This window comes from Streptomyces sp. S07_1.15 (assembly GCF_020739505.1).
Taxonomy (GTDB): Bacteria; Actinomycetota; Actinomycetes; order Streptomycetales; family Streptomycetaceae; genus Streptomyces; species Streptomyces xinghaiensis.
The window spans coordinates 4,970,508-4,995,785 of record NZ_JAJBZK010000001.1 but is presented as its reverse complement, the minus strand read 5'-3'; the positions used below and the strand labels follow the sequence as shown (position 1 = coordinate 4,995,785).

Below are 25,278 nucleotides of genomic sequence, written 5' to 3'. Positions count from 1 at the left end.
ATGCGTCAAGCCCTGCCGGAAGCGATGCGCGCCCGCGACAAGGCGGCGGTGAGCGCCCTGCGCGCGACACTGGCCGCGCTGGACAACGCCGAGGCGGTGCCCGTGGGCGAAGCCGGACTCCGCGGCATGGCCCTGGAGGAGTCACCGGCCGGAGCCGGTACCACCGAAGCGGCGCGGCAGGAGCTGAGCGAGCGCGATGTGATCGACGTCGTGCGCGCCGAGGCAGCAGAACGGCTCGACGCCGCAGCACAGTTGACGGCACCCGCGCACGCCGACCGTGCCGCCCGGCTCCGCGCGGAGGCCGCCGTCCTGCTCGGACTCCTCGACGGGCCGGGTACCGCGTAGAGCGCGGCATCGTCCCGCGTCGCCGGTCCCGCTGTTCCGGACGGGACCGGCGACGCACGCATTGCAGCGGCTTCACCGGCCAGGTGGGCGAGGCCCCTGTGGTCGAGGTCCTCGGCCGCCGGAAGACGTCACGCTGCCGTTTCGTCCATCGGCTTGCGGACCATGAAGCCGGCAATCCACCGCTTCGCCCCTGGTTCGCGTTCCTGCACCAGACGTGCGGTGACGAGGAGCCCGGCTTCCTCCAGGAGTCCGGCGATCCGTTCCGGGGGCAGAAAGTGGGACGCGTAGGACACGGCGTGGTCGCCATAGGCGTGTGTCGGGCTCACGTGCTCACCGGTTCCCGCGTGGCCGACGAGCATGAGATGTCCATCGGGCGCCAGGGTGCGGTGGAACTCGCCGAACACCACCGGCAACAGCTCCGGAGGGGTGTGGTGGGTGGAGTAGTAGGCCAGAATGCCGCCGAGTTCACCGTCTGCGAGTTCCAGCGCGGTCATGGAGCCCACGGCGAACCGCAGGTGTGGATACGCGCTCCGGGCCAGTTCGACCATCTTCGGCGAGACGTCGATACCGAACGCCGGGACCCCGAGTTGCGCCAGGTGCGCCGTCACCTTGCCGGGACCGCACCCGAGATCCGCGACCGGTCCCCGGCCGGACGCCTGCACCAGTTCGGCGAAGGCTGTCAGCATCGCGCGCGACAAGGGGTCCAGCTCCGAGGGAGCTTTGACGGACGCGGCGTAAGCGGCGGCGACGGTGTCGTACGACTCCCGTACCGCAGCGAGGTATGAGGGCTCGGTCACCAGGTGAATCTAGCGCTGCGGGGTATCGCGCGCTTCAGGTCAGTCCGCACCGCTTGGCCATCGTCATCAGTTCCGGCTTGGACCGCTGATGCATGACGAACAGAACTCGGAGCACCTCGCGGCTCATCGGGTGGATCTCCGTCATCTGCGGCGCGATCTGGAACGACTTCCTCAGCGCTTCCTCTGCTCGCCCCCAGTTGCGCAGAGCCAGGTGTGCCCTGGCCGTGTCGATGCACAGCCGGCCGACGCGGTTCGGCTTCAGCCCCGCAGGCGGGTTGTCCAGCAGCGACTCCGCCATCCGCACGGCCTGGTCCGGCTGGTCGAGTTCGATCCGGGCGGCCATCTCGTAGAGCGCTGTGTTGCCCGCGCCGAAGGTCAGCGTGTGCCGCACGACGTCCTGAGGGAGTTGCTCCGCCAGGTCCTTCGCCCTTCGCAGATGTTCGGACGTGGCGTTCTTGTCCTTGTACCGGGAGGCGAGAACAACGCCCCGCAAGTGGAGCGAACCCAAGTGGACGATGTGGTCGACGCCCTGCCCCCTGACCGCCTCGTAGCGGGCGATGGCACGCTCCACGATCGCCAGACCGTCGTCGTACTGGCCCGCGCTCTGGTAGCAGCCGGCTTCGTTCCACGCCGCGCCCGACTCGGCTTCCGGGTTCCACGTCTGCTGTGCGGCCCAGGACTGCCGGGAGACGATCATGTCGGCGAGGTCCGGCTGTGCGAGCCGGTGTGCCACCGAGTACGCGCAACTGTAGACATCGGCGAGGTTGCCCCAGGCAGTGGCATCCCCGCCCGAGGCGAGCGCGGTGGCGGTTGCCCGGCCGAGGAGTTCGGGCAGAACCCTCAGCAACTCCAGGTACTTCGTCTCCGCTCGGAGTTCGGCCGCCCTCGACAGGCTCGCCGCCAGGACGCCGGGCTCGGGCACGTCTTCCCTGGGCAGGGTGTGCCGACGCACCGCGCTGCGCAGGTCGTTCAGGAGATCCGCCTGCTCGGACGGGCCGAGAAAGGGCTGCCCGTAAATGCGGGCAGTGGGGACGCGCAGCGCCTTGGCGATCGTGGCGACCACTGCGGGGGTGGCAGGCCGGAGCCCTGTCTCGATCTTGCTGAGGTAGGACACGGTGATGCCCGCAGTAGCGGCCAGCTTGCGTTGCCCGAGACCCCGCGCCTTCCGCAGCACGGCGATGTTCTCGCCCGGGGCGGGTGTGCTCTCCATGCACTCAGTGTTCCACGTTCGAGCCGAGGACCCTATCAACTAAGCGTTGGCCAAGGGTAGTTGTGCAAGTTCAGTGTGAACCGATCTTGATCTCCCGAAGTTGACTGATTACCGAAAGCGAACCGACGGAGGTCCCCGTGCCGGATGTGATCAGAGACCCGGGCTGCTCGAACGCCGGAGCCGAGGCGGCTGACAAGCTGCGCGAGGCGCTCGGACACGCCGGTTTCACCCTCCCCGCCATCAACGCGGACGAGCCAGTTCGCGGTGCGGCAATGGTGGACCTCGGCAGGGCGCCGGCGGGCCTGATCAGCCGCATCGCCGAGTGGATCGCCGAACGGGCGTGACCATGGCGACAGCCAGGGATCCCGCCGAACGCCGCCTGTCCGGACCGGCTTCCAGGAACAGGCGGGTCTACACCGAACTGCCGGCCCCGGGCCCCGCCGAGAACCCCTGCGCGTTTCCCCCGTGCACCTGCCCCAAGTGCAGGACAAGAGAGGGCAGCGCGCCACCCGAACATCCGCTCTCACCGAGCCGCCACGTGCCGGGAGCCTCTGCGCGGCCGCAAGACGCTGCGCGGAGGCAGGGCTCCAGCCACTCCCGGCCGGACGGGCAACAGGAACGCAGTGAAAGGACAGCACCATGAGCAGGAGCACGAGCCGGGTACCGGCCACGCCCACGGTGAACGCCGCGCCAGACGCACACGCCGCGGGGCGGCCCCGGCGATGTCTCATCCCCCCACCGCGCACTACGGTCCGCCCCGCTGACGGCCAGGGCAGGGCATCGGGACCACCCGGCTGTGCCCGGTGCACGGCTCACCGCCCTCAGGCCGACCCCGCACTCGCCCGCGTCTCCCCGGAGGCCACCCAGTGACGGCGTACGGGCAGGTGGACGGGTGGGAAGTGCTGCGCTGCGTCGGGCGGCAGATCGGGGTGCTCCGCGGCCGGGCGCAGCTGACGCAGGCCGAGCTGGGCGAGACGATCGGCTACAGCAGCCACGCCGTCGCGGCGGCCGAGCAGGGGCGCCGGCCGCCGAGCCCCGTGTTCCTCGACGGGGCCGACAAGGCGCTGGAAGCCGGGGGTGTGCTGACGGCCGCCGCCGAGTTGGTCGAGCACGTCCGGGCTGCGGGCTCGGCCAGCTGTCCCGCGCCGTCGGTGATCGCTGCCTGGCACGCCTACGCGCCCTCGGTCGTGCCCGAACTCCTGCGCACGGACGACTACGCCCGGGCGGTGCTGCGCGCCCTCCGGCCGACGGCGAGCGCAACGGAACTCGACGCCGAGGTCAGCGCGTCCGCAGCCCACCGCGAGGTGCTCCACCGGGATTCGGACCTGCTGGTCACCTGCGTGCTGGAGGAGGCCGTCCTGCACCGCGCGTACGGAGGCCCCGAGGCGCTGCGCGGGCAGATCGCGTACCTGGCGGAGGTGGCGCGGCTGCCGCGGGTGCAGATCCAGGTGATGCCGCTGGACGCGGCGGAGCACGCGGCTCCCGACGGACCGCTCGTTCTACTGGAGCCCGCCACGGACCGGCCCGTGGTGGCGCGGACGGGTCACCGTACGGTGACGCGCCCCGCCGAGGTCCGCGCGCTGCAGCGGCGCTACGGCACCCTGCGCGGCCAGGCCCTCAGCCCGGCGGACTCCCTGGCGCTCCTGGAGAACCCGCGGACGTCCTCCGCTCAGAGGTTTCACGCCGGGGCAGGCAGGGCGGCGGGCGGGGCTCACCCCTGAGTCGTTAAACGTTCATCTTCTGGCTCGATCCTCCTCGGAGCCGCGCACGGGCGGCGGTATCCAGGAGGATCTTCATGGGGCACGGACACGGTCACGCGCACGGCCATCACCACCACGGACACGCACACACGCACGACCACGACCACGAGGCCTCGCAGGCCCTGCCCGCCGCCTTCGACACGAGCGTCCCCGACGAGGCCCTGAGCCCTGAACAGCAGTCGCGCCGCGGCCTGCTGCGCCGCGCGGGCCTGCTCGGCGCCGGACTCGCCGCGGGCACCGTCCTCGCCCCGGCCGCCACCGCGACCGCGGCCCCCGCGGGGGCCGCGGGCAGGGGCCGCCGCGGGAAGGGCTTCCTCTGGCTCGCCGGCGACCACCACATCCACACCCAGTACAGCAGCGACGGCAAGTACCGGGTCGTCGACCAGGTCCGCCAGGGCGCCCGGCACGGCATGGACTGGATGGTCATCACCGACCACGGCAGCGTGGCCCACGCCAAGATCGGCGTGGAGAAGGTCAACCCGGACATCCGCGAGGCCCGCGCCGCCCACGAGGACACCCTCGTCTTCCAGGGCCTGGAGTGGAACATCCCGGCCGCCGAGCACGGCACGGTCTTCGTCCACCCCGGCCGCAACGAGGTGTCGGTCCTCAAGCAGTTCGAGACCGACTACGACGGCAGCGTCAAGGGCGCCGGCGCCCCCACGCCCGCCAACGAGGCCCTCGCCGTCGCGGGCCTGTCCTTCCTCGCCGACCAGGTGAAGCGGCGGAAGGTCAAAGACGCCCTGATGCTCGCCAACCACCCGGCGCGCAAGGGCATCGACTCCCCGCACGAGATCCGTGCCTGGCGCGACGCCACCCCCGGCCGCCACCGGATCGCCGTCGGCTTCGAGGGCGCCCCCGGCCACCAGGCGGCCGGCCTGCCGAAGCCGCTCGGCATGGGCCGCGCCCGCGGCATCTACGACGGCAGCCCGGGCGCCAACTCCTTCCCCGGCTACCCGCTGGAGAGCTACCGCACCTGGGGCGGCTTCGACTGGATGACCGCCACCGTCGGTGGCCTGTGGGACAGCCTCCTCGCCGAGGGCCGCCCGTGGTGGATCACCGCCAACTCCGACTCCCACCAGGTGTACGCCGACACCGCAGCCCGCGGAGGCGGCGACTTCGGCGCCAACGGCCGCTACGACGATCCCGTCTACGCCGGGCGGATCGACGTCACGCAGGGCGACTTCTGGCCCGGCCAGTACAGCCGCACCCACGTCGGTTCCGACGGCTTCACCTACGCCGCCGTCATGGACGGCATCCGCGCCGGCCGCATCTGGGTCGACCACGGCGGGCTCATCAGCGGCCTCGACGTCCGCGTCTCCGGCGGCGGCCGCTGGGCCACGCTCGGCGGCGCCCTGCACGTCCGCAAGGGCACGCGGGTCACCCTGTCGGTGGACGTGGCCCTGGCCGGCGGCCCCAACTGGGCCGGGTTCACCCCGAAGCTGGCCCGCGTGGACGTCATCCGGGGTGAGGTGACCGGCCCGGTCGCCGACAAGGACACCTTCACCGCGCCGACGGCCCGGGTGGTCAAGTCCTACGAGGTGAACAAGGACACCGGCACCGTCCGCCTCACCTACGACCTCGGCCGCGTCGACCGCCCCGTCTACCTCCGCACGCGCGGCACCGACGGCAACCGGTCCGCCGTCGGCGCGATGGGCGCGACAACCGACCCGGCCGGCCCCGCCATCGACGTCGTCGGCGACGCCGACCCGTGGCGCGACCTGTGGTTCTACTCCAACCCGGTGTGGATCCTGCCGTCGTGACGCCGCCCTCCGCGCCGTACACCATCGGCATCGACACCGGCGCGGCGACGCTGCGCGAGGCCGATCACCTCCTCCAGGCGCTGGCCGCCGGACTCTCCCTCCCCGAGGGCGTCTTCGGCTGCACGCACCTGGTGCGCGACGGGCGCCCGCGCGTCGCCCTGTCTCTCGCGGCCGGCGCCGCCGGAGGGGAGCCGGTCCTGCGCACCGCCCGGGACCGGCTCGCCGCCCAGGGGTACGAGGTCCGCGACGGCGCCCCGGACGAGGCCGGCCGCGCCGTCCTCTACCCGGGCGCGGGCGCCCTCACCGGCACGCTGACACTCGCGGAAGTGCTCACGCGCTCCGCGATCGAGCAGGTGAGAGTCGTGGGCACACCGGACGAACCGCTCCCGTCCACGCGGCTGGTGACCCGGGAACACGTCCGCCCGCAGTGGCAGAACGGCCGGCTCGTCCTGGCCGCCATGCCCGCCGCGGGCGGCACCCTGGTGCCGTTCGAGGACCCCGACCCGACGCCGTGCTGCGCGGACCACTGACCGGGGCCCGGCCGGAGGAAGGCCCCCTGGAGCCGGGCAGGTTGGCGGAATGGCCGGGGCGGCGTGCGGTGCGCACGGTCGTTGCACGGACCGGACGAACAGAGTGGATCAGCGCCAGGCCTCGATGAGGTCGTCCGGGGAGAGGGCGGTGACACCGGAGGCGGTGGAGCCGCTGCGGGTCACGGCGAGGAGCGGGGTGGTGGCGTCCGCGCCGGGGAGCTGCGAGCGGTGGGTGTGCAGGCGGGCGAGGTCGCGCTGGTCGAAGGGCTTGTTCTCGAGCCACTTGATGGAGCCGACCGCCGTGATCCTCTTGGCGATCGGCGAGCGGTCCGCGCCGATGATGTCGATCTCGGGGTCGTTGGTGCGGGTCCAGTAGCCGCCGATGGTCTGGGTGCCCGCGGGGAAGTGCTCGTCGATGAGGCGCCAGAGGGCTTCGCGGACCACGGGTTCGACGGCGCGTCCGCGCCACGTCGTCCAGTGGGCGCGGATGGTGTCGAGGACGCGGTCACCGCGGCCGCGTTCCACGGTGGCGATCCCGGGGCCGATGAAGGAGAGCCAGAAGCGGAGGTAGGGGTCCTCGATGCGGTAGCGGGTCTCGCGGCTGGGACGGGTGGACAGGGGGAGGTCGGCGGCCACCATGCGGCGGCCCGTGAGGAGCTGGAGGGAGCGGGTCAGGGAGCTGGGGTGGAGGTCACCGGCGGCGCGGCCGATGAGAGTGAACGTGCGTTCTCCGTGGCCGATGGCGCCGAGCACGGTGCGGGCCTGGGCCTCGGTGGGGAACTCCGCGGCCAGGGTGCGTTCGCCGCTGACCAGGAGGGCCGAGGTGGGGTGGCGGAGGGCGGTGTCCAGGTACTCCCACAAGTCCGCGCCACGCGGCCACTCCTCCAGGATGAGCGGCAGTCCGCCGCTGATCAGGTAGGCGTCGAAGGCGTCGGCCGCCGGAAGGTCGAGCATGGCTGCGACGTCGGCGGGGCTGAGCGGCGGGACGACCATCTCCGTGCCGCGCTGGTAGAAGGGGCGGCCGTAGGTGTTGAGCTTCTCCATCATCGCGAGGTCGGACCCCACGAGGATCAGCAGGACGGGGAGCCTGGAGAGGGTCCGGTCGAAGGCCTTCTGGAGGGCGCCTTCGAAGCTGGGGTCCTCGCCGACCAGGTACGGCATCTCGTCGAGGACGACGACGCTGGGTGAGTCCGAGGGCAGTGCGGTCGCCAGCATGCTCAAGGCGGCGTCCCAGGACTGAGGGGTGCCAAAGCTGCTGAAGCGCGTGGCGTCCGGAAGGCTGGACGCCGCGAGTTCGGCTCCGAAGCCGGCCAGGTCCTCTTCTTTCGAGCCTCCGATGGCCGTGAAGAAGAGGTGGGGCAGCCGGGAGCGCTCGATGAATTCCTCCACCAGCCGGGACTTGCCGACGCGGCGGCGGCCGCGCACGAGGAGCGCCCGGCCGGGGCGCCCTGTGCGGCTCCCGGACCGCACCTTGTCCATGAGGCCGTCGAGGTGGGCCAGCTCGCTGCGCCGTCCGATGAATCCGTCCACTGCCGACTGGCTCCTTCCCGCCGCGGGATACTCGCATCCATGATACTTCCATCGATGCGAGTATCCCGCCCGGTCCAGCGCGGGATTCCGGCTGGGGTGAGGGCTCGGCCGCATGCCCGGGGTAAACGGGCGCGCTTGTCCCGGGGCTGTCCCCCTCTCCTGGCGGTTCGTGGAGTACCGGTGGCTCTTCGACTTGCCCGCGATCGTGACGTCCGGCCGGATCTCTGCCGGAGCTTGAACGGCTGCGAAGTGGTGATCACGCCACCACGGCTCGATCGTCGCAAGGACGGCCTGGATCAGGGAGCCATTGCTGTTGTCACTCGGGCGAGGCGGTCCACCGACAGGGCGAAGCCATTGGTGGGATTGCGGAACGAGTAGCGGCCGTCGTTGATCCGCCGGCCGTCCCCTTGTGTGGTCCAGTGCGCAGGGCCACAAGGGCCTTGATCTTCCAGCAGAGCCGCCGCAAGTTGTTCGGGGTCTTCGACGGCGGTTCGGGCGCTTAGCGCTGCCACCAAGCGTTCGGCGGCTTCGGTGGGTACGGCTGTGTCTCCGAATGCGGGCAGCAGGAGCAGCAGGCGACTGTCCGGGTCGGTCGTGGAACCGCCGGCCAAGCCGTTGTCCGCAGCTGCTGCCAGCTCGGGCCAGGCCAGGCCGGGGCCCATGAAGTGGCCGTCGTCCCTGGCGAGCAGTTCCGCACGGTCCCAATCGGGATGGTGCAGGAGGTAGTCGGTGCCCGCGTCTCCCTCAAGGTTGCGGCAGACGATGTACAGGCGGCCGGCAGTCACCGGGATGGAGAAGGCGGGCCAGTCCGCGCGTCCGGTCAGCCGACGGTGGAAGGCCTCCGCAGCGTCGTAATCGGCACCGAACAGGAGCTCCTCGGCCTCCTCACTCTGCACGCAGGAGTGGAGGTGCCCAAGCCAGAACAGGGGCTCGTCGAGAAGCTCGGGGAGATGGGCCAGAGGGCCGCCGTCGTAGCCGGGGATCTGGTCCGGGTGCATGCCTGCGCTGTTCGTCACGACGCTCATCATGCCGCTGACCTCTGTCATCGCAGCAAGAGGCTGCCGCCGACATGATGGCCCGGAGCGCAACCGGGGCTGCACCTGATCTTTTCGGGACAAGCCTTTGGCTTTTGAGCATGTGCGATAGAGGCTTGAGTGGCGTGGGTCACCAGGGGTCAGGCGCGTCGTGCGAGGAAGACGAACTCTTTGCCCGGCCGGTCGAGCGCATCACGAACGTCTTCCACCACGTAGCCCTCCGTGAGCAGGTCTGTTGCGACCTCTTCGCGCTCCCGGAAGCGCAGGGTCGAGTCCGACGTCAGCACCTGTCCGTCCGCTGCGAAGACGTAGGTCCCGCGGAAAGTCACCAGGGGCAGGCTGACCTCGATCAGTTGGACCCAGCTCTCGACGGAACCGACACCCGGGATCTCCGTCATGCGGTAGGAGTTCTTCCGGGTCCACTCTTCCCAGGCGCGCTTGGCCGGATCACGGGTCTCGAAGACGAGATGCCCGCCGGGCCGCAGCGCTTCATGGGCTCCCCGCAGCGTCTTCTGCCAGGTGCCCAGATCAACGATGGCCTGGGCGACATTTGCCGTCATCGTCGCGAGGTCGGCCTGCAGTGGCGGGAGGTCTGTCGCATCACCGCAGATCCAGCGCACTCGCTCACTGCCCGGCTTGGCCCGGGCCACGTCGACGGATGCCTGGGCGGGATCGATGCCGACGACGTCGACCCCGCGGTCGGCCAGGAGAAGTGCGAACACCCCGGTGCCGCACCCGATGTCCAGAACTTGGCGCGCCCCGAACTCGCCCGCCATCCGCAGGTAGGCATCGAGATCGCTGCGGTCGGGGCCGAGCGGATCATAGATCGCGGCGAGTCGTGGATGCCCGAAGCAGTCGTCAGCCATGCGGCCGAACGTACGCAGAGACGGCCCGGAAGAGCTACTGAGTCTCGCTGGACTCGGCCATCTGCTGAGGATCCCCCTGAGGCCCCAGTATCCGGCGGTGCCGGTGGCAGCACCATCTCCTGACGCCGGCCGTGGAAGATCGGGCTTGCTGACCTGATCACGGTCGTGTTCCGCGGGTCGGTGCGGGAACTGCCGATGTCACCGGGCCCACATACCTTGCGGTCACCGGGCCCACATACCTTGCGGTTGACCGCCCGGCCGGGTGGCGACAGAAGGGTGAGACGTGGAACCGAACGACACCCGGCTGTGAGTTTCACGGGACGCGGGGTCACCGGGCGGCGCCCCTCTGGTGAGGCTGCGGCCGGGGAGATTCACAGGCGTCCGACTGGCGCTACGGATGGGGGAGATCCGTCGGCGTGGCGGCACGATCACGGCGCGGGCAGGCGGCGCATAAAGGGTCCGCGCTCGCCCGGCGGGCGGGTGCCGGGCGAGCGCGGTGGGGCGGGGAAGGACCCCCCTCAGGTCCTTCCCGCGCCCGGTTCCGGCGGCCGGCCGGGGCGCGGTCCCTCTGCCCCGGACGGCCTTCTCCGGTTGGGTCAGCGGCCTTCGCGGAGGCTTCCGGTCAGCGGCCTTCGCGGAGGCTTTCCGGCGGGCCCAGGTAGCTGGGCTCCAGGCCGCCGGTGTCGACCACCAGTTTCTGCACGACCACGGTCGGGTCCACCATCCACAGCTTGAGGAGGTGCCGGCCCGGCCTGGCGATGGTGTGGCGGGTGACGGTGAGGTTGGTGTTGTCCGAGGTGTTGCGGGCCCACTGGCGGTTCATGCGGGTGTCGTCGGAGCCGGTGGCGGCGATGATGTCCACCGTCTGCGGGGTGTCGTCGTCGAACGAGACCGCGTAGCGCAGGCCCTCGGTCGGCAGGACGTTGTTCCGCGGCGACAGATACGCCAGCACTTCCACCTCGCCCGCCGTGACGAGCGTCAGCTCGTACTGCAGGTGCGGGCCCCGGCCGCCGGGCTTGCGGCTGGGCGCGGTGACGGGGAACGGGGTGACGCCGGAGCCCGTGCGGCCGATGCCGGGCACGACCTCCCAGCGGACGCCGTAGGCGCCGACGGCCCGGGTGAAGTGCGCGGCCTCCAGGGAGACATAGCCGCTCGCCTCGATGAAGCCCCGGCGGGCGCGGCGCGGCAGCCGGGGGTTCTCGACGATCGCGCGGACCTCCACGGAGGTCCCGCCGGGTCCGGTGACGGTGATCGGGACCTCGGTGGTGCCCTTGGGGGCGCGCGACCAGTCCACGCGCACCGTCGCCCGCACCTGCTTCTCGACCCGGCCCCGGCCCTTCTCGACCCGGACCCACGGCACGGACGGCTCGATGAGGTAGCCGAAGGGCCGTGAGCCGCGGTTGAAGACCTCGATGTACTGGTCGGGGCGGGTCTGGTACGGGCTGAAGGCGGGGAGGACCGCCGGTTCGTCCGCGTGCGGCCACCAGGCGTCGGAGCCGTCGATGCCGACGCCCATCTCGGCCCGGTCCGGCAGCTCGATCCGCTGGACCGCCGGGAACACCTCGTCGGGCAGGGCGACGTGGTTCGGGGTCTGCGGCTGCTGCCAGCCGGCGTCGGGGCCGTAGCGTTCCTTGTCCCCGTAGCCGATCTTGGGCTGGGTCTGGAAGCCCTTCCACTTCCCGCCCGCCAGGCGGTTGTTGTAGTAGTCCGACATGGCCTGGTCCTCGGCGAACCGGGCGTCGGTGGTGTCGGCGAGGTCGTTGGTGAGGGCGCGGCCCTGGCCGGCGTAGTGGATGTTGGTGAACTCGGCCAGGCGGAGCGCGTAGAGGTTGGCGGTGGCCTTCACCTGGTAGTACACGAGCTGGTGGTAGGCGTCCTGCCAGGCCCGGGGGATCCTGCGGCGGATGCGCCCGGCCTCCTCGGCCAGTTCCCGCCACTCCTCGGTGACGCGCTCCAGCTCCCGGTAGTGGTTGAGCCGGAAAGGACTGGCCTGGTCGTCGTAGACGACGGCGTCGGAGTCGGTGGCCGGGTCCTTCGCCGGGTCGAGGGTGATGCGGCGGTTGAGGAGTTCGGGCTTGCGGCGGGCCTGGAGGCGGCCGTAGGTGTTCAGCACTTCCGCGATGGCCTCGGCCTGCCCGTGGCCGAAGTTCTCCTCGGCGTACGCGCGTTCCCATTCCTCCAGGCGGTCGAGCGGCCAGCGCTCGGGGTCCCAGGCGTAGTCGAGGAAGAACTGCAGGGGCAGTTCCTCGGCCTTCATGTCGCCGACGTTGACCACCCAGAGCCGGTCCACGCCGTAGGAGTGGGAGAGGTGGAGCTGCTCCCAGGTGTTCGCCAGGTTGATGGTGTCGACCCACTTGTAGTTGCGGCCGTCGCCCACGTAGTCGAAGTGGTAGTAGATGCCGTAGCCGCCCTTGCGGGCGGGCAGCGACTGGTCGGGCAGCTTGCGCATGTTGCCCCAGTTGTCGTCGCAGAAGACGACGGTGACGTCCTCGGGCGGGCGCAGGCCCTTGTCCCAGTAGCGCTGGACCTCCTTGTAGAGGGTCTGCACCTGCGGGACCTCGGTGAGCTTCTCCTCGCCGAAGAAGCCGGTGAGGATCTCCCGCTGGCTGGCGATGATCGACTCCATCAGGTCGATGCCGTCGCCGTCGGGCAGGCTGACGTCGCCGTTGCCGCGCATGCCGAGGGTGACGACGCCCTCGAAGTCCTGGTCGACCATGCGGCGGATGCCGTCGGCCCAGTACTTCTTGAGGGCGTCGCCGTTGCGGCGGAAGCTCCACTCGCCGGTGCCGCCGTACGGGTCCTCGCCCGGCTCGGTGATGTTCCCGTTCTCGTCGCGCCGGGCGGGGGTGGCGTGGCGGTTCCACTCCTCGATGCCGCGCATCATCGGCGCCTCGTGGGAGGTGCCCATGACGACGCCGTAGCGCTTGGCGGTGGCGTGGTTCTCCGGGTCGTCCTCGGCGAAGGCGCGGCCCCAGACGGCGGGCCAGAGGTAGTTGGCCTTCAGCCGCAGCATGACCTCGAACACCTTGGCGAAGAAGGCGCTGTTGAAGCCGTTGGGGAAGCCCGGGGCCTTGCCGGGGCCGAAGAACTCCGGCGCCCAGGTGCCGAGGGCCGGGTTCTCGTCGTTGATGAAGAAACCGCGGTACTTCACGGCGGGGGTGCCCTGGCTGTGGCGGCCGGGCAGCACGTACAGCGCGTCCCGGCGGCGCGGCGGCACGTCGTCCCACCAGTGCCAGGGGGAGACGCCGATCTGGCGGGAGGTCTCGTACGCGCCGTAGATGGTGCCGCGCTGGTCGCTGCCCGCGATGACGAAGGCCCGGTCGACGCCCGGCATCGGGTGGCGCACCACTTGCTGGAGGGAGGTCTCCCACCTGCCCTCGATGCCGCGCACGTCCAGCTTGCCCGCCTCGATCAGGCCGTCGATCAGCGGGCTGCGGCCGATGGTGCCGACGATGACGAGGTCGCGGTGCGGAGACTTCGCAGCCTTCGCGGACGGGGCGCCGTCGGTGACGGCGGGTTTCACGCCGGTGACGCGCTCGATGTCGGCCCGGAGGTCGTCCACGACGCGGACCACACCGGGGTGGTCGTCCGGACTGACCGCGATCGGGGCGGCCTTGCCGCGGGCGGCGAGCGGGAAGGCGTCCCGGCGTGCGTCGAAGGCGATGAAGCGGCCCCGGCCGGTCTTCCCCGGCGTCACCCGGCCGAAGGCGGAGCCCCGTTCGGCCGCCGCCGCGGCGGGGGCGACGACGGGGGCCGCGGCGGCGGTGGCGGCGGTCGCCACGGCGGCGGCCAGCAGGGTGCGCCGGCTCGGACGGCTCGGCTGTGCGGGTTCCGGGGAAGTTCCGAAGGATCTCATGAGCGCGATCTCCGCAACGGTGGTGGAGGAGGTGGTGCCGCGAAAGTTATCGGAGATGTTCCGGAACAACAATGGATCGGACAGCCTGGTCATGACGCGCCCTCAGAACCGCACGCCACAGGCGCCTTACGGGACAAGGGCCGTGCATCCGACCGTTACCGGATGCACGCTGAAAGCTTTCGGTACGGGCACGGAGCGCGGAGGGATGGAGGCGGGGCGGGGGCGGGGCGGCGCCGCCCCTCGCGCAGGACGGGCCGACGGGGCCGCGTCCGCCCCGCCCCGGGCCCGTCCCCGCCCCGGCGCTCAGGCCCCGCCGTCGGAGAGGGGGCCGAGCGCCGCCGGCAGCTCCGAGCGCCGCCGGATGCCCAACTTGCGGTAGGCGCTGGTCAGGTGGGTTTCCACGGTCCGCCGGGCCAGGTGCAGCAGCTCGCAGATCTCCGCGTTCGTCCGCCCCTCGGCGGCGAGCCCGGCGATCCGCCGCTCGCTCTCCGTCAGTGCGGCCACCCCGCTGTGGACCCGCGTCACCCGCGCCCCGCTGTCCACCAGCGACCGTTCGGCCGCCGCCACCATCCGCCGGGCGCCCAGCTCCCCGGCCAGGCCCGCCGCCTCGCGCAGCACCGTCCGGGCCCGGCCGCGTTCCCCGGCGGCGGTCAGCCGGTCGCCCAGCGCGATGAGCGCGAGCACCAGTTCGCGTTCCACGCCCTCGGGGGCGGTGCGCAGCACGGTCACGGCCCGCTGGCTCAGCTCCGTGCCGCGGCGGCCGCCGGTGACGGTGCCCAGTACCCGCAGCGCCCGTCCCACGGTCCGGGGGGTGCCCCAGACGAGGGCCAGCCGGTACTCCTCCTCGGCGAGTTCCAGCGCCTCGGCCGTCCGGCCCAGCCGCCGCAGGCACTCGGCCGCGCCGGACCGCCAGGGGGTGACGACCGGGCTCAGCACTTCGCGGTCCGTCTGCCGCCGGCCGCACTCCCGGAAGTCCGCGAGCGCGGAGGAGTAGTCGCCGTCCGCGGCCCGCAGCTCGCCCCGGGCGTGGAGGAAGCGGTTCCACTCCCAGGAGTCGCGCGGGCCGTGCGGGGCGATGCGGTCGGCCAGCCGCCACGCCTCGTCCCGGCGTCCGGTCTCCAGCAGCGCCAGTACGGCCTGGGAGAGGATGTTGACGGAACCCTGGAGGGCGGAGGCGTCGGCCGGGCCGCCGGGCCGGGGGTTCTCCAGGACCGCCCGGACGGCGGGGTCGGACAGCAGGTCGCCGTACCGGCCGCGGGCCGCGGCGGCGTCCGCGCGGGTGTCCGCCAGGGCGTGCAGGGCCGGGTTGAGCGCCACCGGCCGGTACGCGGAGAGCCCTTCCCCGATGATGCGGTCGACCTCCTCGTACCGTTCGGCCCACTGGAGGACGGCCGCGACGGTGGCCAGGACGTACGGCGCCAGGGCGGGGTCGGCGGGGATTCTCGACAGTACGCAGAGACGCTCCACCGCGTTCTTGGCGGAGATCAGCCCGGCGGTCGCCTCGTAGCGGACCAGGAGGGCCCGTTCGGCCTGGTCGAGCCGGTCCGGCGAGTGTGCGGCGACATGGCGCAGCCCGGCCATCACCCGCAGCCAGCTCGCCCGGTCGTACGCGGAGAGCAGCGCGCCGGCGGCCTGTGCGGCCCGGGCCTGGGCGGAGCGGTCGGGCAGTTCCTCGCAGAGGTTGCGCAGGATCTCCAGAGCCGCCTGTACATCGCCGCCGCGGGCCAGGGCGGTGCCGAGGGCGACGGTGGTGCGGAGCCGTCCGGAGCCCGTGGGCTGCCGCAGCGGCACGGCCTCGGCGAGGTGCCGTACGCCGACGGGGCGCCCGGCGTCGGCCTCCAGGCAGCCGAGTTCGGTCAGCACCTGCCCGCGGCGCTCTCGCGACAGGGGCTCGTCGAGGGCGCGGCGCAGGAAGTCGCCGGCGGGCCGGGTCCGGCCCTCGCGCACCGCGGTGGCCGCCGCCTCCAGCAGCGCGCTGACCGCCCACTCGGCGCCGACGGCCGGCACGGACAGCAGCCGGCGGGCCACCGCACCGGCGGATTCACCGCGCTGATACAGGAGTTCGGCCGCCGCGCGGTGGACCTCCTGCCGGCGCCGGTGCGGCCAGCCGTCGAGGACCGCGTCGCGCAGCAGCGGGTGCGCGACGCGGGGCGGGGCGCCGGGCCCGGCGCGGACGACGAGTCCGGAGCTCGCCATGGCGTCGATCCAGCGCCCGGTCCGGCCGGGATCGGTCCCGGCGACGTCCGCCAGCAGCGCGGTGTCGCCGGTGGTGTCCAGTTCGGCGAGGGTGCGGGCCAGTTCGGCGGTGGCCGGGCCGGCGCTCTCCAGCGCCCAGGCGATCATGGTGGTGTAGTGGCTGGAGTACAGCCGCGCCCCGGTGTCCGGGAAGGCTCCCGCGCCGCCGGTGACCGCCGTCAGCCGCCCCAGGTCGGTCAGCAGGGCGTGGAGGAACAGCGGCACGCCGCCGGTCGCGCGCAGGCAGCCGTCGATCCAGCCGGGCGGGAGCCCCGCGCCCAGCCGCTCGCGGACCAGTTCGGCGGCGGCGCGGAAGCTCAGCGGGGCGAGCGTGTGGAAGCTGAACAGTGTGGACGGCAGGGTACGCAGCAGGCACGGCGGTGGCGGGTCCAGGTCGTACTGGGAGCGCTCGGTGAGGACCAGCAGGACGGGTAAGCGGTCGAGCAGCCGGGCGGCCCGGACGAACCAGCCGCGCGAGGACGGGTCGGCCAGGTGCACGTCGTCCACCAGGAGCAGCAGTGGTCCCGCGGCCGCGTGGGAGCGCAGCAGCCGCCAGAGCCGGGCGGCCCGTCCGGTCCCGTGCAGGGAGTGGTCCTCCCCGGTTCCCGGCTCGTCCCAGGCCTGCCGGTCAGGGGCGGGGGGCCGCAGGTCCGCGTCCAGGAGTTCGGCCACGGCGGCGAATTCGGCGCGTGAGTCCTCCGGGGAGCAGCGGGCCCGCAGGACGCGCATGCCCCGCCGCGGCTCCCGGGCGGCGACCGCCTCCAGCAGTGCGCTCCGGCCGGTGCCGGTGGGGCCGCACACCAGGACGACACGGCCGGTGCCGGCCCGGGCGCGGGCGGCGTCGGCGGACACCCGGTCCAGCACGTCGCGGCGTTCGCGCAGGCCGGCGAGGTCGCATAGCTCCGCGGTCGCGCCCGTCATCGTGCTCCCGTTCATGGGGACCTCTCCGGTGTCTGCGTCACACCCCGGCGGAACGTGGCTCCGCGGCGGGGCCGGTCGGCGGAATCGCGTTCTCCGCGTCGGATGAAGAGATGCCGGGAGCGCTCCCATGGTTGAGTCCGTGGTCTTCTCGTGGTTGACCACGATTGCAGGGGGACGTCTCTGCGGGGAAACCTGTGCTCGGTGGCGTCGGACACAAATCCCGTCACAGAATGAACTTTTGTCGCCAATATCCCGTCAATGACGGTATGAGACGTGCGGCAAGCGGTCCCTCGGACAGTGGTGCCGGCGCCGTCGCCGCCGTCCGGCCGCCGAGCAGCAGCAGCAGACGGAACCGGTGACCCGGAGTTCCGGAAGTGGGGGAAGACGTGCGTACGACGTTCAAGAGCACGACGACGGTCGAACGGATACCCGTGGTCATCCACGCCTCCGACCCGATCACCAGAGCCGGCGCGGTCAGCCAGCTCCGGCAGCGCCCCGAGGTCGAACTCGTGGGCGAGACACGGGGCTTGGAGAGCCGCACCAACGGCGCCCGCGCCGGGGAGGCGCGCCCCGCGGAGGCGCGGAGCGGTGTCCGCACCGTCGCCGTGGTGCTCGCGGACCGGCTGGACGAGACCACGATGCTGCGGCTGCGGAGACTCGTGCGGACCGACGGCCTGAACGCCGTCCTGGTCACGGGTGTCATCCGGGAGGCCGAACTGCTCCAGGTCATCGAGTGCGGCGTCGGCGCCATCCTCTGGCGCCACGAGGCCACCGACCAGCGGCTGCTGCAGGCCGTGGTGGCCGCGGCCCGCGGCGAGGGCGATCTGCCCTCCGATCTGCTGGGCCGGCTGATCAACCAGGTCGGACGGCTCCAGCGGAACGCCGCGCAGCAGCCCGGCGGCAGCCCCGCCGGACTCGCGCCGCGCGAGATCGACATCCTCCGGCTGGTCTCCGAGGGCATGGACACCCGGGAGATCGCCGGAAAGTTGTCCTATTCCGAGCGCACCGTGAAGAACGTGCTGCACGGACTGACCACCCGGCTCCAGCTCCGCAACCGGGCGCACGCCGTCGCCTACGCGCTGCGCGAGGGGTACATCTGATCCCTCGTACGCCTGGTACGCCTCATACGCCTGGTACGCCGTCCACGCCCTGCAGGAGCCGCCGTGTGCTCTCCCGGCCGGGCGGCCGGGACACGGGGCCGGCGGTCCCGCGCCCGCCGGCCGCCCGGGCGGCGGCACGGTCCGTACGGGCAGCCGGGACTGCCCCCGCGCCGTCCCCCCGGCACGGGACGGAGGGGCCCCGGCGGCGGCAGGATGGCGCGGGGAACCGTGCGGCAGCGCGGGACAGCGGAACGGGAAGGGCCGGACAGCACGGTGATTCATGAGGTCGACCACGTTCTGAAGGGCCTCCTGCGCGGTGGTGTGTTCTCCGGTACGGATGTGGAGGTCTCCTTCGAGGCTCCGAGCCGCGACTGGGCCGCGCGCCGCAACACCCCGACGATCGACGCCTATCTGTACGACATCCGCGAGGACACCGAGCGGCGGCAGCGCGGCGCGGTCTCCGTGAAGGATGCCCAGGGCATCGTACTGAAGCGCCGTCAGCCACCCCGCTGGTTCCGGCTGTCATATCTGGTCACCGCCTGGACCAAGCGGCCGGAGGACGAACACCGGCTGCTCTCCGCCGTCATGGCCACACTGCTCCCGCACGAGGTGCTGACGCCCTCGGAGCTGACGGGTGCCCTGGCGGAGCTCGGGCTCTCCGTGCCGATCACCATCGGGGTGCCGCCGGCCGAGTCGCGCTCCCTCGCCGACATCTGGTCGGCGCTGGGCGGTGAGCTGAAGCCGTCGCTGGACGTGGTGGTCACCGCTCCCTTCCCGGCCGTGCCGGAGTACGCGGCCGGACCGCCGGTCACCGAGGGCGCGGGGGTCCGGGTACGCGGGCTGGACGGCACCCTGGACGGCTCGCCCGAACGGCACCACCGGACTCGCCACCTGCGGCAGTTGGCCGGGGGCGCCGGTACCGGTGCCGGTGTCTCCGGACCCGGGTCCGGAGGAGGGCCCGGATCACCGTCCGGTGACCGCGGGGCCGCCGGGGCGGAGGACCGCCGCAAGGGCGGAGCACGGCCCCGGTGACAGCCTTCCCCGACCTCACGGATCCCATGAACCCCGCAGAGCCCGCAGACCTTCCGGACCCAGCGGACCCAGCGGACCCAGCGGACCGTACCGGCCGCGCAGCCCGTGCGGGGCGGGCGGACGGCACGGACCGCACCGGCCTCCGGGGCGGCCGGGCGACCGGCTCCGCCGCGGCCCTGACCGCCCGGCTCACACGCCTGCGCGAACACGCCGCGGCCCTGGTGGAGCTGCGCAGCGCCGGGGACCCGACCGCGGACGACCCGCTGCGCGGCCTGTACCTCTCCCCCGACGCGATACGGCACGCACTCCGCACGGCCGGCGGCACACCCCTGGCCGGTGAGGACGGCGGCACCGGTGCCGACGCGCGCGATGACGTCGGCGGTGGTCTCGGCGGTGACGTGGGCGGTGACGTCGGCGGTGGTCTCGGCGGTGACGTCGGCGGTGACGTCGGCGGTGGTGAACAGCCGCCCGGCGCCCCCGCGCACCCGGGCGACCGGCTGCCGCGGCTGGCGGCCCGCTTCGGCCTGGCCCTGCTGGACGTACGCATCCTGCTGGCCGCGCTCGCCCCCGATGTCGACCGGACCTTCGAACCCCTCTACGGCTATCTCAACGACGACGTCGGCCGGCGCCGCGCCACCACCGGACTGGTGCTCGACCTGTGCGGCCTGCCCGCGGGCTCGGCCGCCGCCCGGGCCCGGCTCCATCCGTCCGCGCCGCTGCGCGCGAGCGGGCTGCTCCTCGTCGAGGAGGACGAACGCCCGTTCCTCTCCCGCTCGTTGCGCGTCCCCGACCGCGTCACCGCCCATCTGCTCGGCGACGACACCCCGGACGCGGCCCTCGCCGGACACGCCCGGCTGCTGCCGGCGGCGGACACGGCCGGTACCGGCGCACGGGGCGGAGGGGCCGGGGGACCCGATACCTTCACGGACCGGCTCGCCGCCCGGCTGGCCGCGGGCCCCCTGCTGGCGCATCTGCGCGAGAACCGTCCCGGCGACGGGCTCTCCTGCGCTCTCGCCGCGCTGCGGGCGGCGGGCCGGGAAGCGCTGCTGGTCACCCCGCCCCCGGCCGGCGGGACGGCGTACACGGACGGCCACCACCCCGCGGAGCACACGGCGGCGCACCCGCCCGCGCACTCCGCCGATCCGCCGCCGCTCACCGCACTGCTGCGCGAGGCCCGGCTGCGCGACTGCGCGATCGTCGTGGCTCCGCTGCCGGACGGCGAGGCGGCGGCCCCGCTGGTCCGGGGGCTCTCCGTGGGCGACGTACCGGTGCTGCTCACGGGGGCACAGCCGTACGACCCGCAGTGGTCCGGGGAGCACTCCGCGCCGCTCGCCCTCGACGCCCCCCGGCGGACGGCCGGTGCCGCCGCCGTCTGGGCCGAGGCGCTGGGCCTGGACGAGAGCGCGGGCGACGGCGGTGACGGCAGTGACGGCGGGCTCGATCTGGCCCGGGTCACCGCCGCCTACCGGCTCGGCGACGAGCAGATCCGGCGCGCCGCCGGGGCCGCGCACGGCCTGGCCGCGTTCGACGGCACCCCGCTCACCGCCGCCCACCTCCGGCTGGCCGCGCGCCAGCAGTCCGCCTCCGGTCTGGAGCGGCACGCCCGCCGCATCCGGCCCGCCGTGGACTGGGACGATCTCGTCCTCCCCGAGACCCCGCTGGAACAACTGCGCGAACTGGCCCTGCGGTCCCGGTTCCGGGACCGGGTGCTGGGCGAGTGGCGGCTGAGCGCGGGCGGCGGCCGGGGCCGCGGAGTGCTGGGCCTGTTCGCGGGCGAGTCCGGCACCGGCAAGACCCTGTCGGCCGAGGTCGTGGCCGCCGAACTGGGTCTCGACCTCTATGTCGTCCAGCTCTCCTCCGTTGTCGACAAGTACGTCGGCGAGACCGAGAAGAACCTCGAACGCATCTTCACCGAGGCCGACCGCACGGACGCGGTGCTGCTCTTCGACGAGGCCGACGCCGTGTTCGGCAAGCGCTCCGAGGTGAAGGACTCGCACGACCGCTACGCCAACATGGAGAGCGCCTATCTCCTCCAGCGGCTGGAGTCCTTCGACGGCATCGCGCTGCTGACCACCAATCTCCGGGCCAACATCGACGAGGCGTTCACCCGCCGGCTCGACCTGGTGATCGACTTTCCGTTCCCGGACGCGGAGCAGCGCCTCGCGCTGTGGCACAACAGTCTGGCGGCCGTGCCCTGCGAGGAGGGTCTCGACGCGAGGCCCTGCGCGGAGGAGTTCGAGCTGTCGGGTGGCGCGATCCGCAGCGCCGTGGTCACGGCGGCGTACGCGGCGGCGGCCCGGGGCGGGGCGGTGGGCCCGGAGGACCTGCTGGCCGGGGCGCGGCGCGAGTACCGCAAGGCGGGACGGCTGGTGCCGTCGGCCGGCAGGGGCTGGTGACCGGCCGGGCACGCAGCCACGGCGGGTGACCCCTCCGGGCCGGGGCCGCGTCCCGCCGTGGCGCGGGCCGCCACGGGCCGGCCCAAGGTGAACGGCTGTCCGGGGAACGCCTGTCCGGGAGGACGGCCGGCCCGGAGGGAGGCCGGCCGCCCGGTCCCGGTGGTTCAGGCCGGCAGCCGGCCGTTGAACTTCCAGAGCTGGTTGGTCGCGCCGTTGCAGGGCCACAGCACCGCGACGCTGCCGTCGGCCTTCTGGTGGTCGAAGATGTCGACGCACTTGCCGGAGTCCACGGCGCGCAGGGCCCGCTGCTCGTTCATCTCGAACCGCTGGGCGGGCTGCCCGTTGCAGTTGGCGATCTGGATGTCGGTGAAGTCCTCGTGCTTGCCCCAGGCCACGTCCATGCACATCCCCTGGGAGCGGAACGTGCCGTCGCTCTCCGCCTTCCAGGTCTGCCCCGCGGAGCCCTCCCGGCAGGTCTCGATGACGAGCTGGGTGCCGTCCAGGCCGTCGGTGCTGCTCAGGCACTTGCCGGAGTCGTCGCTGACGAAGGTGCCGGTGGCGGACGGTTCCTTCTTCTTCGCAGGCGCCTTCTCCTCGGACTCGGCATCACCGCCACCACCACCGCCGCCGTCTCCGCCGTCCTCGTCCTCCTGGGGCTTCTCGGGCTGCTTCGGCTCCTCCTGCTCCGGTGGCGCCGACACCGAGGGGCCGGCCGGCGCCGACGGGCTCGGGGACGGCGGTGCGAGTTCCTGGGGCTTCTCCCCGGCGGCCGCGGCCTTCTCGGTGGCGAGGGTCGTGACCTGCGGGCCGCGGGCGAACCAGATGATCGCGAAGGCGATGCCCAGCGCGAGCAGCAGACCGAAGGTGGCCATCACCCAGTGCGGGAAGACGCTGCGCTGGACGTAGGTGCCCTCGACGTTCAGCGGCTCGGTGCCCGAACGCTGGAGGGCCAGGGCGTAGGGACGGATCTCCTTCCGCCCGAACCAGGTGACCTCCTTCGGCCGCACACTCGACTTCACCCAGGCGGCGCGGCCGGGTTCGATCTGCAGACTGCTCGGGTGGATGTCGAAGCCGAGCTGGTCGCTGGGGTCGCCGCCGGTGACCGACGCGGTCAGCCGGGTGTTGCCCAGGTTGTCCACCGCGAGGACGGGGCGTCCGCGGAAGCGTCCCTTGGTGACGGGCGGCACCAGTTCGGCCCGCACCTCCGTGAACGGCGTGATGGTGAGGTTGCCCTCCACCACCGTGGCCGCCTCCGGATGCTCCGTCGGCACGATCTGCACACCGTACGGATTGGGTCCGGCGGTCGCGTCGGGCGACCGCGGCGGCGAGAACCGCAGCTCGACCGTCCCCGTCTGCCCCGGATACACCTTCAGGGCGGCCGGGTCGGCGCGCACCCACAGGGCCGGGTCGCCCACCGGGACGACGCGGTACTCGTCCACCACGTCGCCGGTGTTCCGGATCCGCAGCCGCACCGTCGTGGTGCCGCCGGGGTCAACGGTCGTCGAAGCCGGCTCAAGAGAAGTCCACATACTCACGCGCCCGACGCTAGCCATCCCCGCCGGAGCCGGTCACCAGGAGACGAGGCAGGACCGATGCCCCAACGGGCGCCGCGCGGCTGCCTCTTCGGCACGGCGCGGGCCCGCGGCCGGGAGGGGGACGGCCCGGCCGGCGCCACCGGCGGGCGGCGGGCGGGCGGAGGGCTGTACGGAAGGGCCGGGGACACTGCCCTCGGACAGGGCCTGCCGGACAGCCTCTCCTCCGCCCGGAGGGGGCATGACTTGACTGTCCGGGCCGGGGTGTAACGGACGACCCGCGGGCGTGCACCGGTCCGTCCGCCGGTTCCCGCGTCCCGCCCTCCGCACGGCGGCCTGTCCCGTACCCGCGGCGGGGGCGGCACCGGCGCGGCACCGCCGGCCGGGCGGCGGCCCCGGCGGGGACCCGCTGCGGCGGGCCCCCCGGTTGGCGTGCGCCCCCTGCCCGTACGGGCAGCCGCCGTGCCCCCGGCCGGGTACCCGTGACCGTTTCCGCCGGGGGCGGGCTCGGTGAGGCTGGCGGCGTCACATCGCGTACTCCGAGGAGAGCCCAGCATGCCGTCGTATCTGTCACCGGGCGTCTACGTGGAGGAGGTGGCCAGTGGCTCTCGTCCCATCGAGGGGGTGGGCACCTCCGTGGCGGCCTTCGTCGGCCTCGCTCCGGAGGGGCCGCTCAACGAACCGACGCTGGTGACCAACTGGACGCAGTACGTGGCGGCCTTCGGTGACTTCACCGACGGGTACTTCCTCGCCCACTCCGTCTACGGCTTCTTCAACAACGGCGGCAGCGCCGCCTATGTCGTCCGCGTCGGCGGAGTGCCCGGCGGGGAGTCCGGTACGGCCGGCACGGGCGGCACCCGTAACGGGAGCGGGAGGGACGCGGCCGGCGACGGTCCGGCGGCCCTGCCCGCCGGTGAGCCGCGCCAGCTCGGCAAGTTCAGGGTGGCCGCGATCGCCCCCGGTGAGAGCGGCGCCGGGCTGAGCGTCGAGGTCGCCGACCCGGAGGGCGAGGGGCCCGCCGAGCGCTTCCGGCTGATCGTCAAGGACGGCGACCGGGCCGTCGAGACCTTCGACGTCACGGCGAACAAGAAGAGCGGCCGCACCTACGTCGTCAGCCAGGTGCGGGAACGGTCCCGGCTGATCACCGTGGAGGAGGCCGCGCCCGCCGCGCAGCTGGCGCGTCCCGAGAACCAGACGGTGGCGCTGCCCGCCCCGGCCGGCGCCGTGGCGCCCCGGGGAGCCGACCGCGGCGGTGTGGCTCCGGCGGGCAACGGCCAGGCCGGACCGGGCGAGTACCTCGGTGACTCCGCCGACCGCACCGGCTTCGGCGGTCTGGAGGCCGTGGACGAGATCTCCATGGTCGCCGTCCCCGACCTGATGGCGGCCTACCAGCGCGGCGCCATCGACCTGGAGGCGGTCAAGGCCGTCCAGCTCGGGCTCATCGCACACTGCGAACTGATGGGCGACCGCGTCGCCGTCATCGACCCGCCGCCGGGGCTCAACGCCCGCGAGGTCCGGGTCTGGCGCCAGGAGACCGCGGGCTACGACTCCAAGTACGCGGCGCTCTACTACCCCTGGATCAAGGTCTTCGACCCGTCCTCCGGCCAGCCGCGGCTCGTTCCGCCGAGCGGCCATGTGGCGGGCATCTGGGCCCGCAACGACTCCGAGCGCGGCGTGCACAAGGCGCCCGCCAACGAGGTGGTGCGCGGCGCCGTCGACCTGGAGCTGCAGATCACCCGCGGCGAGCAGGACCTGCTGAACCCCGTCGGCGTCAACTGCATCCGGGCCTTCCCCGGCCGCGGCATCCGCGTCTGGGGCGCCCGCACCCTCTCCTCCGACCCGGCCTGGCGCTACCTCAACGTCCGCCGGTACTTCAACTACCTGGAGGAGTCGATCCTGATCGGCACCCAGTGGGTGGTGTTCGAGCCCAACGACCACGCGCTGTGGGCCCGGATCCGGCGGAACGTCTCGGCGTTCCTCGTCAACGAGTGGCGCAGCGGCGCCCTGTTCGGCGCCCGGCCGGAGGACGCGTACTACGTCAAGTGCGACGAGGAGACCAACCCCTCGGAGTCGGTGGACCTCGGGCGGGTCATCTGCGAGATCGGCGTCTCACCGGTGAAGCCGGCCGAGTTCGTGATCTTCCGGCTGGCGCAGTTCTCCGACGGCGGCGGCCAGCTGGACGAGTGACCCGCGCCCAGCGCCGGGGCGGCACGCGCCGACAGGCCTCACCGTCTGTCAGCCGTCGCCCGCCGGCCGCCGGCCCGCTCTCCGTCAGTCAACAGTCATCAGCCGTCATGCCTCCCCGGCCAGCGGGGGGTTCACGGGCAGTCCGCCGCGTCGCGTACCGGCGGAACGAGTAGAAGGACCACAGCTC

At 73.0% G+C, this 25,278-nt stretch carries 17 protein-coding genes; 9 read left to right on the top strand and 8 right to left on the bottom strand.

Annotation, left to right across the window (positions count from 1 at the left end):
• Positions 1-24 precede the first annotated feature (24 nt).
• Positions 25-345, top strand: a complete 321-nt coding sequence (locus tag LIX60_RS21410) for a hypothetical protein (protein ID WP_227962852.1) — start codon at positions 25-27, stop codon at positions 343-345.
• A gap of 128 nt (positions 346-473) precedes the next feature.
• Here the strand turns inward: LIX60_RS21410 and LIX60_RS21405 are convergent, their stop codons facing one another.
• Both LIX60_RS21405 and LIX60_RS21400 read right to left on the bottom strand, forming a co-directional pair.
• Positions 474-1,142: a class I SAM-dependent methyltransferase gene (locus LIX60_RS21405; protein WP_227959931.1), complete on the bottom strand. Its 669-nt coding sequence runs from the start codon at positions 1,140-1,142 to the stop codon at positions 474-476.
• Between the two features lie 34 nt (positions 1,143-1,176).
• On the bottom strand, positions 1,177-2,352 hold the full coding sequence (locus LIX60_RS21400) for a helix-turn-helix domain-containing protein (protein WP_227959930.1): 1,176 nt from the start codon (positions 2,350-2,352) through the stop codon (positions 1,177-1,179).
• A gap of 137 nt (positions 2,353-2,489) precedes the next feature.
• On the opposite strand from LIX60_RS21400, the gene LIX60_RS21395 reads away from it, so the two are divergent.
• The 4 genes from LIX60_RS21395 to LIX60_RS21380 all read left to right on the top strand — a co-directional run bounded on the left by LIX60_RS21395 (position 2,490) and on the right by LIX60_RS21380 (position 6,402).
• Positions 2,490-2,696, top strand: a complete 207-nt coding sequence (locus tag LIX60_RS21395; RefSeq protein WP_227959929.1) for a hypothetical protein — start codon at positions 2,490-2,492, stop codon at positions 2,694-2,696.
• 522 nt (positions 2,697-3,218) lie between these two features.
• A complete protein-coding gene (locus LIX60_RS21390) occupies positions 3,219-4,073 on the top strand; it encodes a helix-turn-helix transcriptional regulator (RefSeq protein ID WP_227959928.1) in 855 nt (284 codons plus the stop codon).
• 74 nt (positions 4,074-4,147) lie between these two features.
• Positions 4,148-5,872, top strand: coding sequence for a PHP domain-containing protein (locus LIX60_RS21385; protein WP_227959927.1), 1,725 nt, complete (start codon positions 4,148-4,150; stop codon positions 5,870-5,872).
• Positions 5,869-6,402, top strand: a complete 534-nt coding sequence (locus tag LIX60_RS21380; protein WP_227959926.1) for a hypothetical protein — start codon at positions 5,869-5,871, stop codon at positions 6,400-6,402. The genes LIX60_RS21385 and LIX60_RS21380 overlap by 4 nt, the downstream gene beginning before the upstream one ends.
• A gap of 108 nt (positions 6,403-6,510) precedes the next feature.
• Here LIX60_RS21380 and LIX60_RS21375 read toward each other — a convergent pair whose 3' ends face one another.
• From LIX60_RS21375 to LIX60_RS21355, 5 genes are all read right to left on the bottom strand, one after another.
• Positions 6,511-7,932, bottom strand: coding sequence for a DUF234 domain-containing protein (locus LIX60_RS21375; protein ID WP_227959925.1), 1,422 nt, complete (start codon positions 7,930-7,932; stop codon positions 6,511-6,513).
• A gap of 296 nt (positions 7,933-8,228) precedes the next feature.
• On the bottom strand, positions 8,229-8,978 hold the full coding sequence (locus LIX60_RS21370; RefSeq protein WP_227959924.1) for a hypothetical protein: 750 nt from the start codon (positions 8,976-8,978) through the stop codon (positions 8,229-8,231).
• A 128-nt stretch (positions 8,979-9,106) separates the two neighbouring features.
• A complete protein-coding gene (locus LIX60_RS21365; RefSeq protein ID WP_227959923.1) occupies positions 9,107-9,832 on the bottom strand; it encodes a bifunctional 2-polyprenyl-6-hydroxyphenol methylase/3-demethylubiquinol 3-O-methyltransferase UbiG in 726 nt (241 codons plus the stop codon).
• Between the two features lie 622 nt (positions 9,833-10,454).
• On the bottom strand, positions 10,455-13,688 hold the full coding sequence (locus tag LIX60_RS21360; RefSeq protein WP_227959922.1) for a glycosyl hydrolase 115 family protein: 3,234 nt from the start codon (positions 13,686-13,688) through the stop codon (positions 10,455-10,457).
• A gap of 303 nt (positions 13,689-13,991) precedes the next feature.
• Positions 13,992-16,859, bottom strand: coding sequence for an AAA family ATPase (locus LIX60_RS21355; RefSeq protein WP_227959921.1), 2,868 nt, complete (start codon positions 16,857-16,859; stop codon positions 13,992-13,994).
• Positions 16,860-17,230: 371 nt separating this feature from the next.
• Here LIX60_RS21355 and LIX60_RS21350 point away from each other — a divergent pair, with 371 nt between their 5' ends.
• The 3 genes from LIX60_RS21350 (at position 17,231) to LIX60_RS21340 (ending at position 21,372) form a co-directional block, all read left to right on the top strand.
• Positions 17,231-17,944, top strand: a complete 714-nt coding sequence (locus LIX60_RS21350) for a response regulator transcription factor (RefSeq protein ID WP_227959920.1) — start codon at positions 17,231-17,233, stop codon at positions 17,942-17,944.
• 273 nt (positions 17,945-18,217) lie between these two features.
• On the top strand, positions 18,218-18,976 hold the full coding sequence (locus tag LIX60_RS21345; RefSeq protein ID WP_227959919.1) for a DUF4255 domain-containing protein: 759 nt from the start codon (positions 18,218-18,220) through the stop codon (positions 18,974-18,976).
• 26 nt (positions 18,977-19,002) lie between these two features.
• Positions 19,003-21,372, top strand: coding sequence for an ATP-binding protein (locus tag LIX60_RS21340; RefSeq protein WP_374117890.1), 2,370 nt, complete (start codon positions 19,003-19,005; stop codon positions 21,370-21,372).
• A gap of 164 nt (positions 21,373-21,536) precedes the next feature.
• Here LIX60_RS21340 and LIX60_RS21335 read toward each other — a convergent pair whose 3' ends face one another.
• Positions 21,537-22,901 carry a ricin-type beta-trefoil lectin domain protein gene (locus LIX60_RS21335; protein ID WP_265585630.1) on the bottom strand — a complete coding sequence of 455 codons (1,365 nt, stop codon included), beginning with the start codon at positions 22,899-22,901 and terminating at the stop codon, positions 21,537-21,539.
• Positions 22,902-23,459: 558 nt separating this feature from the next.
• On the opposite strand from LIX60_RS21335, the gene LIX60_RS21330 reads away from it, so the two are divergent.
• Positions 23,460-25,091 carry a phage tail sheath subtilisin-like domain-containing protein gene (locus LIX60_RS21330; protein WP_227959917.1) on the top strand — a complete coding sequence of 544 codons (1,632 nt, stop codon included), beginning with the start codon at positions 23,460-23,462 and terminating at the stop codon, positions 25,089-25,091.
• Positions 25,092-25,278 lie beyond the last annotated feature (187 nt).